This window comes from Streptomyces dangxiongensis (assembly GCF_003675325.1).
Classification (GTDB): domain Bacteria; phylum Actinomycetota; class Actinomycetes; order Streptomycetales; family Streptomycetaceae; genus Streptomyces; species Streptomyces dangxiongensis.
Map to the genome: position 1 here is coordinate 7,848,608 of NZ_CP033073.1, position 12,277 is coordinate 7,860,884.

The following is a 12,277-nucleotide window of genomic DNA, read 5'->3' on the forward strand; positions in this document are numbered from 1 at the left end:
TGCCGAACCCCGATGGAACTGGCCACGGCTCCTGGAAGGCGTCCCCCATGTTCAACCCACTTCTCCGCCGATCAATCGGGCGCTGCACGGAGAAGCAGAAACGAGTCGCCCTCGGCGTCCTGATCGCCATGCTCATGACGGCGGTCGTCGCGGTCCCGGCACTCGCCGGACAGGACGGGGACCCCTCCCCGCCCACGGCGTTCGCCCACCCGGGGGTGCTGGAGAGCACCTCACAACTGGACTTCGTACGCGCGAAGGTGCAGGCGGGAAGCCAGCCCTGGAAGGGCGCGTTCGACCAGATGACGGCGAGCCCCTACGCGTCCCTGTCCCGCACCCCGAGCCCCCGGCAGACGGTGGAGTGCGGTTCGCACTCCCAGCCCGACAACGGGTGCACCGCCGAGCGGCAGGACGCGATCGCGGCGTACACCGACGCCCTCGCCTGGTACCTGACCCGCGACGAGAAGTACGCCCAGAAGGCCATCCAGATCATGGATGCCTGGTCGTCGGCGATCACCTCGCACACCAACAGCAACGCGCCGCTGCAGACCGGCTGGGCGGGTTCCGTCTGGCCGCGCGCCGCGGAGATCATCCGCTCCACCTACACCCGCTGGCCCCAGGCGGACCGCTTCGCGACGATGCTGCGCGACGTCTATCTGCCCGAGGTCATCAAGGGCTCGGACAGCAACGGCAACTGGGAACTGAGCATGATGGAGGCCGCGGTCGGGATCTCCGTCTTCCTGGACGACCGAGCCGACTACGACCAGGCGGTGGCCCGCTATCTGAAGCGGGTCGCCGCCTACGTCTATCTGGACTCCGACGGCTCCCTGCCCAAGACGACGTCGGGAGCCGAGGGTGACAGATCGGCGGCGGTCGGCCTCTGGCAGGGACAGTCCGCCTTCGTCTCCGGCCTGACCCAGGAGACCTGCCGCGACCTCACGCACACCGGGTACGGCATCTCCGCGATCTCGCACGTCGCCGAAACGGCCTGGATCCAGGGCCAGGACCTGTACTCCCAGGTCGGGGAGCGTCTGCGGCAGGCACTGGAGTTCCAGTCGACGTACTCGCTCGGTGCCCAGGTGCCGTCCTCCCTCTGCGGCGGCAGCCTGAAGCAGGACCTGGGGCCCGTCACGGAGGTCGGGTACAACGCCCTGCACACCAGGCTGGGCCTGGACCTGCCCGAGACCGGCAAGCTCACCGAGCGCAACCGCCCCTCCGGGACCAACGACCTGTTCGTCGCGTGGGAGACCCTCACCCACGCCGACAACCCGGGCGGCCCGGCGACCGCGCAGCAGCCGTCCCCCTCTTCGTCCGCGTCCCCCGTCGTGGGCGCGGTGCCCGGTTCCGGCAAGGGAGTCACGGGTTTCCCGTCGCGGTATGCGGCTCCGTATGTGGAGACGTGGGGGGCGCCCGCGGATCTGGAGAAGGCCCGTCAGGCGGGTCTGCGGTACGCGACGCTCGCGTTCGTCCTGGGCGGTGGTGGCTGCAGGGCCACGTTCAACGGCAACACGCCGGTGACCGACGAGGGCTGGAAGGCCGCGGTGCGGAATCTGCGGTCGTCGGGGGGTGATGTGATCGCGTCGTTCGGCGGGGCCTCGGGTACCGAGCTGGGTCAGGCGTGTGACTCGGTCACGGCGTTGCAGGAGCAGTACCGCACGGTGGTCGACGCGCTGGAACTGTCCCGGCTGGACTTCGACATCGAGGGTGCGGCGCTGGCGGACAGCGCGTCCGTGCACCGTCGTAACCAGGCGCTGGCGGCGTTGCAGCAGCAGTCCGAGGCGGCGGGGCAACGGTTGGACGTGCAGTCACGTTGCCGGGGGCGCATGGTCTGGAAGCGGACGGTGTGGCGTTGCTGCGGGACGCGCAGAGCACCGGGTTGCGGGTGTCGTTGGTGAACATCATGACGATGGACTACGGCTCCGCGGTGGACGACATGGGGCAGGCCGCGATCGACGCGGCCACGGGTCTGCACGACCAGCTAGGGCAGATCTGGACGTCGAAGTCGCCCGAGGAGTTGTGGGCGATGGAGGGCAACACGCCGATGATCGGGGTGAACGACACCCCCGGGTGAGGTGTTCACCACGGCCGATGCGGAGCGTCTGGCGAAGTTCGCCGTGGACAAGGGGATCCAGCAGCTATCGTTCTGGGCGGTGGGCCGTGACAAGGCCTGCCCCGAGGCCGGGAAGCTCTCCGAGACCTGCAGCGGTACCGAACAGAGCGACCACCAGTTCCTGACGACCTTCAACACCGTCACCACCACAAGCCCCGGCGCGGAACCCGTCACGAGACCGGTGACGCCCGGCAGCGGCACGCCGGCGCCCTCCGCCAGCGCCACTCCTGACATCCCGGGCAGCGGCAGCGGCACGAGCACCGCGAAACCGAAGGCCGCTCCCGGCGGCGGCATCGACCTGTCGGTCTGGCAGCTCCAGGAACCGGTCGGCTCGCCCGGATCCCCGACCACCGTCTCCGCAGCCCATCTCCAGGGGGGTTACCAGGACTCCTACTTCTCCACCGACAGCGACGGAGCCCTGACCTTCCTGGTCACCGGAGAAGGGCGTCACCACGCCCAACTCCAAGTACGCCCGCTCGGAGCTCCGGGAGGTGAACCCGGACGGCAGCAGCGCCGACTGGCCGCTCGCCGGAACCCACCGCATGAGCGCGACCCTGCGCGTGGTGTCCGTGACGTCCAGCGTGTGCGTGGGACAGATCCACCTGGGGTCCGGCGGCTCGTCCACCAAGCCGCTCCTGGAGCTGTACTACCAGTCGAACGGCGACATCGTCCTGGGCACCGAGAACTCCCCCTCCGGCGGCCAGACCCGGCACACGGTGGGACACGTCCCGGTCGGCCAGAAATGGAGCTACACCATCGGCGTCTCCGGCGGCGACACCATCGACCTGACGGTGGACGCAAGCACCACCCACTACCCGATCGCCGACTCCTTCAAGTCGTACAAGCAGTACTTCAAGGCCGGGGCCTACAACCAGTCCTCGTCGGACAGCACCACCAACGGCGCCAAGGTCGCTTTCTACGAGCTCACCGTCTCCCACGGCTGATCCACCGCACACACCGGACGGCAGGGCCCGACGCCTGGATGGCGTCGGGCCCTGCCGTCTTCCCGCCGGGAGGAACCTCAGTACAGCTCGGTGCACCTGCCGTTCTGGAACAGGGGCCCTTCGACGACCGGGAGACCGGAGCCGGGGTCCTGTACCGCGGTGTTGAGTCCTCCGTGCGCGCCGGCGGTGACCTTGTCGGCGCAGGCCTGCACCGCGGACTCGCTGTCCCCGCTCGCCCCGCCGACGTACATGTCGAGCCAGGTGGTGGCACCCGCGGGAGCCGTCTTCAGGCTGTGACAGGGGCCGTTCTGCGGGCTGCCCCCGTCGCCACAGGCGTCCTCGACGATGAAGTACCGGCGTACTCGCGGCATGTAGAAACGGGTGCCGGCGGGATAGTCCAGGGTGTCCTTGCCGCCCGCCGTGCTGTGACCGACCGCCAGCGTGATCGGATCGGCGTAAGTACCGGTACCGCCGGCCTGCTGGTGCAGGACGGGGTCGGAGATCCGGGCGCTGCCCCGCGGGGTGTTGTCGAACCAGGTGTACCCCGTGGTGAACGTGGTGTCGATGGTGTGGCCGGACCCGCCCGTCCCCGTGGAACCGGTGGAACCGGCGGAACCCGTGGAACCGGTGGAACCCGCCGATCCGCCACGGCTGCCGCTGTCCGGTACGCGGGCGGTGGCGCTGGCGGAGGGCGCCGGCGTACCGCTCTCCGTGGGCACGGGAGCCGCGCTCTGCGTGGGCATCGGGCTCGTGTCGGGGCTTGTGGTGGTGACGGTGTTGAAGGTCGTCAGGAACTGGTGGTCGCTCTGTTCGGTACCGCTGCAGGTCTCGGAGAGCTTCCCGGCCTCGGGGCAGGCCTTGTCACGGCCCACCGGCCAGAACGATAGCTGCTGGATCCCCTTGTCCACGGCGAACTTCGCCAGACGCTCCGCATCGGCCGTGGTGAACACCTCACCCGGGGTGTCGTTCACCCCGATCATCGGCGTGTTGCCCTCCATCGCCCACAACTCCTCGGGCGACTTCGACGTCCAGATCTGCCCTAGCTGGTCGTGCAGACCCGTGGCCGCGTCGATCGCGGCCTGCCCCATGTCGTCCACCGCGGAGCCGTAGTCCATCGTCATGATGTTCACCAACGACACCCGCAACCCGGTGCTCTGCGCGTCCCGCAGCAACGCCACACCATCCGCTTCCAGACCATGCGCCCCGGACGGCAACGTGAACTGCACGTCCAACCGTTGCCCCGCCGCCTCGGACTGCTGCTGCAACGCCGCCAGCGCCTGGTTACGACGGTGCACGGACGCGCTGTCCGCCAGCGCCGCACCCTCGATGTCGAAGTCCAGCCGGGACAGTTCCAGCGCGTCGACCACCGTGCGGTACTGCTCCTGCAACGCCGTGACCGAGTCACACGCCTGACCCAGCTCGGTACCCGAGGCCCCGCCGAACGACGCGATCACATCACCCCCCGACGACCGCAGATTCCGCACCGCGGCCTTCCAGCCCTCGTCGGTCACCGGCGTGTTGCCGTTGAACGTGGCCCTGCAGCCACCACCGCCCAGGACGAACGCGAGCGTCGCGTACCGCAGACCCGCCTGACGGGCCTTCTCCAGATCCGCGGGCGCCCCCCACGTCTCCACATACGGAGCCGCATACCGCGACGGGAAACCCGACGTGCCCGACGTCGGCGTCCCGCTGCCCTCCGGTTCCGGACCGGCGGACGGGAGTTCGATGGCCTCGCCGCCATCGGTGACGAACTTCCAGGTGATGCCCTTGACGAGGCCCTTCTCCAGCGGGGCGAGTTTCTGGAAAGCGGTCTGGCTGAGGTCTATGTGGTCGGCGGTGCACGAGGGACACATGTCCTTGACGGGCACGGTGATCGTCTTGCCGCCGTACGTCACCTGGACGTCGACCCCCCGGCACAGCCGGTCCTGGTTGGGGTCGGCGGACGTCCACCACTCGTGGGAGACGGCGACGAGATCCTCGGTGGCCGCGTCGACCACGCTGCCGCATGCGCCGTACCCGCTGTCGTTGTAGTACGTCATCTGACCGGAGATGGTCCGGGTACTGACCGAGTTGTCGGCCAGTGCCAGGGACACACCTCCCAAGGTGACGGTCACCAGGGCGACGGCACCGCCCGCGATGATCCGGTTCCGGATGGACACGCACTCTCCTGGTCGGTCTCATGTGATGTGGATCGGTTCTCGGCTCGGAACCCGCGGCCCGGCGGGCGGGCAAGCCGGACCCGCCCGGCGCGCCCGGGACGGTCCAGGACGGACGCCGCGCCGGGCCGATCATTGGAGAAGCGGACGGGTCATGGCAGCGATCCCCGGGCCGTCTGCCCCGCGAGCCACTGACTCCGCCTCTTCGGTCATTGCCGGGGCGGCGCCGGCGAGGGACGGCCCGCCACCACGCCCGTCACCGGCGGGGAGGCGATGTCAGCTCGTGCACGAGCCACCGTCCGAAAGGGCACGGACGAACCGGTCGTCTTGCGGCCCGGCGTACGCGCCTGTTGGGATGAACGGTGCCGGACGGCAGCCTTTCCCCGGGGAAGCGCAGCACGGGACCGACGACACGGCGACCAGTGAGAAGGGCATGAGCGAGACCCCTGACCGGCCCACCCGACCGGAGCGGACCGCCGGAGCCGGCCGCCGGAGCGCCGGTGCCGTAACGATCCGTGCGGCGGCCGGGGACCCGGTAGCCGGCAGGCGTACCACCGCCCCGGGCGACGACCTGTGAGGCGATGGACGACCGGCCTCGGGCCTCTGTGGACGCTCGTTCCCCGACTCGGCGGCACGGCCCGGTCCGCACGGTCCGGACCCGTCCATCTGCTCGCGCCCGACGCCGACGAGTCGGCGCGGCTCGCCGAGACGGTCGACGCGCTGAGCGACGGGGAGCGTGACCAGGCGACCGTGGTGGTCGCCGCCGGCCTCTCCGACTCCCCGTCCGTGTGGAAGTGGCTCACGCCGGTGCTCGACGAGTGCCGCCGGTCGGGCATCACCGGCGTACGGCTGCTGTGGGCGGGCGGGGGAGCCGATCTGCCGGGGCGGCCCGCTCCCGCGAGGCGTATCTGCGACACCTGGGGCATGGAGGTCATCGCCCCCGCCGGTCCGGTGGTCGTCGCCCCCGACGGGTCACTCTTCACCCCCACCGGACCGGACGGCTGGTGGCACTTCAGCCCCGGCCTGGGCCCCCGGCCGCTCGGGCTGCGCCACCCCGTGCCGAGCTGGGAGGACGCGGTGGCCCGCCTCACGCCCGACGCCGTCGGCGGGCACGTGGTCGAGCCCGTGCCCGCGGGGGTGCTGATCCGGACGGCCGGACCGGTGCCGGACGCCGAACGGGCCGTCGGCGCCTCGATCCCCGTGGACGAACACCGGCTCGCCGTCGTGGTCGGCAGCCCCGGCACGCCCCCGGTCCCCGCACAGGCGCTGGCCGAGCTGCTGGCCCTCCTGCCCGCACGGGCTCGTGCCACGGCTCGCCTCGTTCCCGGCGATGGGGGTGACCTCCTGGGCACCGGCCAGGAGACCGCCGATCTGCTCGGCACCGAGGTGGAGGTCGTGAGCGGCGTTCCCGCCCTGCTGGAGCGGGCGGACGGCACCGGCACCGAGGGGGCCGTCGTGCTGATCGGAGCGGACGGCGAACCGTCGTGGCGGCCCTACGTGGAAGCCGTCGCCTGTCGCCCGGCGCACGACGGGACCGCTTCGGCACCGCGCGTCCTTCGCTGGCGACCGCCCGTCGCCGGACCGGCCGTCGCCTCCCAGGACGGCGTGCTGGCGCTGGACGCCCGGTGGCAGGTCGCCGTCACCCGTGCCGGACTGTGGGTGGGTCCCCAGGGCGGCGTGCCCGCGGAGGCGTCCGGACGGGCACTCGCCCGCGAGACGATGATGGTCCATGTCGGTCTGCCGGGGCGGCGGCTCGACGACGGCCTGTGGCCCGTGCTCGACACGCTGATGGAGCGACTGGAGCCGTCCGTGCAGGCGCGGACGACGCTGCACGTGCTGGGGAGTTGCAGCGCCCAGGGACGGCAACTGCTGCGAGGCATCACCGAACGACGGGGACTCGCCCTGGAGTACCGGCGCGAGACGTCCGCCGGCTTTGCCGCGGAGGAGCCGGCGGAGGAGGGTACCGAGCCGGAGCAGCCGCGTACCGCGGCCCAGGCAGCGCCGCACGCGGAGGCCACGGCCACCGAGGCGCCCTGGCACGCTTCGCCGATGAGCGTACGGATCCGGCGCGTGGCCGCCCCGCCCGCGCCGGCCCCCGACGCCCCGGCCGTACCCGCTTCCGCCACGAGGAAGGCCCCGGTGCCGCCGGGCTTCGCCCAGGCACTCACCGCGAGCCGTTCGGTGGGCGGGCCGGCGGGCCGTTCCGTACCGGTTCCTTGGCAGGTCTCGCGTGAGGGCCCGGCGCCGGACCCGGCCGGCATCGCCGCCCCCGCCCCCGCTCCCGCCCGGCGCACGGCCGCCGCTCCGGTTCCCCCGGTGTCGCCCGTGGCACCCCCGCCGCCACCCGCGCCCCTGCGGATCACCGCCGAGGAGGACCCGCCCGCACCCACCGCTCCGGCACGCCGGGCAGCACTTCCCGTCCGCGTCACCCCGCTGCACCGAAGCAGCCCTTCCGACCGGCAGGCGATCCAGGCCCTGGCCGGTGAGCAGTGGTGGCAGCAACAGGCCTCGGTCACCCGCACGTTGATGGTGGTACCGGGGCTGCGCCCGGACAGCCGGAACGAGGAGGCGCACGCCGACCTGATCGCGGTGCGCTGTTTCCTCACCCTCGACGGCGGCCCGTTGAGCTGGACGTGGCTGGAACGGCGCCTGGCGGTGGGGGCGGACGACGCGCTGCCCTACCTGTCCTGCCTGGCCTCCGGTCTCCGACGGCTCCCGTCGTACCGAGGGGTCGTCGTCCGCGACGCGGGAGTCCTTCCGGCGGAAGCCAGGATCCTGCCCCCGGGGAGCGAACTGCGCGAGGCGGGGCCGGTGGGCACGCTCGCCCTGGCCGGGGCCCCCGCGCCGGTAGCCGATCGCTACCTCATCTGGTCGGTGACCGGGCGGCGCGTGCGCGGCCTGTTCGCCTCGGCCCCCGTGGCGGGGAAGGGCGAGGAGGTCGTCTTCGCTCCCGGTACGCGCTTCAGGGTCCTGGGTACGCACGGGCCGCCCGGAGCCACGACGGTCCTGCTGCGCGAGGTGGCCGAGGGTGACCCCGACGCCCGTGCCGGCCGGCACGAGGCCCAGGACAGGGGCGCCCTGGCAGCGCTCACACAGGCAGTGGACCGGGCCCCGGGAACCGGCGCCGCCGCGTCGTGGCCGCCCCGGCTCGCCGGACCGCTGGCAGAGCGGCCCCGGGAGGACGGGGACGGCCGCGCCTGACCACGCCGACCGGCCCCGCCGTGCCGGACGCACCCACCCCACAGCAGAGGAGAAGAACATGTCCGCTGAGCGCAGGACGCCGCGGCGCGGTACACAGCCGGAAACCACCGATCAGTTGAGGATGCGGCGGGCCGTGGTCCTGTCCGCCCCACCCGCCTCCGCCCCCACCACCGCGCCCGAAACCGAGGAGCAGCGGCGGAAGGCGGCGGGGACGGCCGCGCGGACGGCTCGTGACGGGGCGGCGGCCACCGGACGCCGGAACGCGGGCGCGCGCCGCTCGGGGGAGGGGCCGCAGCCCGGCGACCGGCCGGAGGGACGCGAGCGGCGCGGGCCCGCCGGAGGGGGGTCCGGCGCGGAGGGCGGCACGGCGGACGGCGCCGCGCCGGCCGGCAACGCCAAGCCCAGCCAACGGCCGTTGCTGGCCGCGGCGGCGGTCGCCGGCGCGGTCCTGGTCGCGTTGCCGCTGGCGCTGAACCACAACGACCAGGACAACGAGACCGACTTCGAGTCGTCCGGTCAGAAGTCCCCGTCACCGGAGGCGGCCGGCCCCGACTTCACCATCGACGTACCGACCCACCCCGCCCCCGCGACCACCGCGCGCTCCCTGCCGTCCGCCTCGTCCCCCACGCCCTCCGCTCCGTCACCCGCCCCGTCGGCTTCCGGTGTCCGCGTGTCCCCGCGCAAGCCCTACCAGGGGCCCGGCATACGCGCCCCTCACCCCCAGGTGTCGCCCACGCACACCTCCTCGACGCACGCCCCCGCGGCCCTCGCCGGCGGTGCTCCGCCGCGCCGGCAGAGCCACCCCGTGGCCGGCGGCGAGGGACACCGGGCGGCCTCGACCACGCCGGCCCAGAGCGCCCGGACCCCCACCGAGGGCGGCAGCACCTCCTCGCACACCACTCCCGCAGCGGCCGCGGCACACGCCGTCACTCCGTCGGCGCCCGCTCCTTCGGGGGCCTCCGCCACCACCGCCCCGTCCACGTCCACACCTTCGGGGCCGCCCCGGACCGTCGTGGCCGGGAGCGTGAGCGGCCAGGGAACACCGGCCGGTCACACCCCGTCGACTCCGCAGGGCGCCCCGGCCGCCCAGGCTGCGCCGGCGGCTCGGGCCGCGGCGGCCCCCGCCGGGCAGACCGCCACGGACTCGGCGGCGGACGGCCTGGTCGTCCAGGCCACCCGGGTCCTGGAGATCGGCACCTCGATCGAGTCGGACCGGGCCCGCCTGTCCATGCAGGACGACGGCAACCTGGTCATCACCGACGAGAACGGTACGGTCCGCTGGTCCTCCCACACCGAGGGCCGGGGTTGCAAGACGGTCTTCCAGGCCGACGGCCACCTCGTGGTCTACACCCGCGACGGCCGGACGGCCTGGTCGTCCGGGACCGCCGGGCACGACGGTGCCGAACTGGTGCTCCAGGACGACGGCAACGTGGTGATCCAGCAGGACGGCACGACCCTGTGGGTCAGCGGAACCGCTCACTGAGGCCGGCCGGGCGGTCCGCGGCGCCGGATCCCTCCGGCGCCGGGGCCGGGCTCCCCAGACCGGGCGGACGGGCGAACGGATCCGGCGTGCCGCCCCGCACGAGACCGCTCTCCTCGTCCGCGCGCCAGACGCGCAGAGCCACTTCGAGTTCCTTCACGACCGTCCGGACGGGAGTGCTCTCCGGGTACCACGCGGGAAGTTCCCGCATCAGCACGACCGTACGCTCGCCCCGCCGGACCCGGACCTCCAGGACCTCGAACCGCGCCCCCGGCGCGAACAGCACCCGGTCCGGCACTTCCGGTTCCAGCAGGGCGGTACGGCGCCCGGTGACCGAGCGGATGACGATGTCGGTGTTGCCCGCCCGCCCGGGATGTCCGGCGAGGGACGCCGAGCACGCGCCGTGCTCGATGACCTGACGGTGTGCGTCGTACCACCGCGTCTCGGCCTCGGTGAGGTCGGCGCGCAGCGCCACCACACCGTCGTGCGGGGGCAGCAGGGCCAGTCCCGCCAGGGCCGGCGCGGTCGGCGGCGGCAGCTCACCGCCCGGATCCCCGTGTTCGTGGTCCGTCCGCCGCCCGTGAACGGTCAGCTGGACACGCACCGCGACGAGTCCCGTCAGGACGGCCTCGGCTGTCTGGTCCCGGCCCAGCTCCGGGTTCCGCCGGAGCGCGAGGGCGACGACGGCGGTGTCCTTGGGCGAACCCGCTCCGCTGAACGGACCGCCCGCCGGCCGCTCCGGCCGCGTCCCGGCCTCCTCGGAGGACGACTCGCCCGCGGCCGGCGACGGTTCGTCCGGAACCCGGGGCGGGGCCGCCGCCCCGGGGCGGGCGGCCGGCACACCCCACGGCCGGCCCGCGGTCAGCACCCGTACCAGAAGACCGCTCTCCGGCGGCAGACGCCGGACGACGTCCTCCGCCAACTGCTGCGACCGGGGCAGCGCCTCGGGCACGCTGTCGTCGCACAGGATCAGTTCGTGATGGGGGTCGGGGGGAGCGGCGCGCACCTCATCGGCGTACGACGGTTCGACGGAGGGCCGTATCCACAGACCCCAGGGGAGCACCTCCAGCATCACACCCGAGCTGCCGCGGTACAGGCCCCGGCGGAGCATCGGCAGGTGGTCGAGGGGCCAGCGGTGGTCGACCGCGAGCAGCGGGTCGGACGGTCCTCCCGGCTCCGGGGGCAGATGGAGGTACTCACGGGCGAAGACGGGGCGTCCCGGCGTCCCGTCCCGCTCCAGGAACAGCACCTCGTCCAGCGGCGCCCGGCCGACGACGGGGTCGCTGGTGGGGAAACCGTTGTAGGCGTGCACCGGCTCGCCGGTCAGGGCGGCGAGTGTCTCGCCGAAGGGACGGCCGCCGGGCGTCCGCGCCTGGCCGAACAGCACGACGCGCATCGTCGTTCTGGCGTCCTCCGGGAGGTCCTGCCAGAAGCGGGCGACGTCCTCCGGCGATGGTTCGGGAGCGTCGGGCGTGCCGATCACGACGGTGGCCGCGTCGCTGCGGCCGCGCAGCCGCGCGGCCAGGTAGCGGCGGTGACGGTGCTGGGCCGCGTCCTCGCGCGCCGGCCGGAGCCACACCCCGGTGTTCACCGGTTCGGCCACGGCGGACGCCCCCACCGGCCAGGGCCGGTCGGGCAGGGCCTCGTCCCACGCGGGCCGGGGGAAGCGGCGGGACACGTACCGTTCCCGGCCCTCCGGCGTACAGAGCACCCAGCCGCGGCCCCGGTCCGCGCCGATGAACAGGGCGCCCCCGGCGGACGGGAGCAGCACACCGTCCGGGACGACCACGTCCTGGCCCAGGCGCCCGGCCAGCCAGCGTCCCGCGGCGGCGGGTCCCTGCGCCGGGGGCCTGCCGAACACCAGCCGCAGGCCGCGCGGACCGGCGGGCACCGCACGCGCCACGGCCTTCTCCACCGCGTCCAGCGCCGTCTCCGGCGGGAGGTCCACCACGACGACCGAGTGTTCGGGGTCGGCCGCCAGGCCGGCGGCGAACAGCAGGGACCGCCGGTCGGGGCCGGTGGCCGGGTGGATCAGCCAGGCGCCGCCGACGCGTCGCGCCGCCAGCTCGGCCGGCGGCGCCGGGTGGCGCTCGGCGGGGGGTGCGGACCGGGTCCTCGGCGCCAGCCACGGTCGCTTCCTGCCGGCCGTACCGGTGCCCTCCCTGCCTCCGGGGATCAAGTCCCTCTCCGCCACAGCGCGGAACCGCCGCGGGGGAGCGCGCCGTCGGCGGCAGCGGGAGACGCTGGCCGGGCCTCGGTCGGTCCGGTCGCCTGACTGCGATTCATGCGCGGCATCTCCGTCGTCGTGCTGGGGTCCCGCTCGTCCCCGCCGCAGCCCTCGGCCTCCGGCGTGACGTCCGGGCCGATGATATAGACGCCGGACAGGGCC

The 12,277-nt window shown here is 73.5% G+C and carries 5 protein-coding genes and 2 pseudogenes; 5 read left to right on the forward strand and 2 right to left on the reverse strand.

The genetic code is table 11. From position 1 onward, the window contains the following. Positions 1 to 134: 134 nt before the first annotated feature. The 3 genes and pseudogenes from D9753_RS34990 to D9753_RS35000 all read left to right on the forward strand — a co-directional run. Positions 135 to 1,268, forward strand: a pseudogene (locus D9753_RS34990) (alginate lyase family protein); the annotation flags it as partial. Positions 1,269 to 1,888: 620 nt separating this feature from the next. Continuing rightward, the gene (locus D9753_RS34995; RefSeq protein WP_163010879.1) at positions 1,889 to 2,068 is read left to right on the forward strand and encodes a hypothetical protein; all 180 of its coding nucleotides are present in this window, start codon (positions 1,889 to 1,891) and stop codon (positions 2,066 to 2,068) included. A gap of 271 nt (positions 2,069 to 2,339) precedes the next feature. Next, a pseudogene (locus D9753_RS35000) lies at positions 2,340 to 3,051 on the forward strand (polysaccharide lyase family 7 protein). Between the two features lie 77 nt (positions 3,052 to 3,128). Here D9753_RS35000 and D9753_RS37250 read toward each other — a convergent pair. Continuing rightward, positions 3,129 to 5,210: a cysteine/serine endopeptidase inhibitor gene (locus D9753_RS37250; RefSeq protein ID WP_240468378.1), complete on the reverse strand. Its 2,082-nt coding sequence runs from the start codon at positions 5,208 to 5,210 to the stop codon at positions 3,129 to 3,131. A gap of 570 nt (positions 5,211 to 5,780) precedes the next feature. On the opposite strand from D9753_RS37250, the gene D9753_RS35015 reads away from it, so the two are divergent. Further along, positions 5,781 to 8,408, forward strand: coding sequence for a hypothetical protein (locus D9753_RS35015; protein ID WP_121790659.1), 2,628 nt, complete (start codon positions 5,781 to 5,783; stop codon positions 8,406 to 8,408). Positions 8,409 to 8,466: 58 nt separating this feature from the next. Beyond that, positions 8,467 to 9,891, forward strand: a complete 1,425-nt coding sequence (locus D9753_RS35020; RefSeq protein ID WP_163010881.1) for a hypothetical protein — start codon at positions 8,467 to 8,469, stop codon at positions 9,889 to 9,891. Here D9753_RS35020 and D9753_RS35025 read toward each other — a convergent pair. Further along, positions 9,872 to 12,067, reverse strand: coding sequence for a hypothetical protein (locus D9753_RS35025; protein ID WP_121790661.1), 2,196 nt, complete (start codon positions 12,065 to 12,067; stop codon positions 9,872 to 9,874). The two genes, D9753_RS35020 and D9753_RS35025, sit on opposite strands and share 20 nt — an antisense overlap. Positions 12,068 to 12,277: the final 210 nt, after the last annotated feature.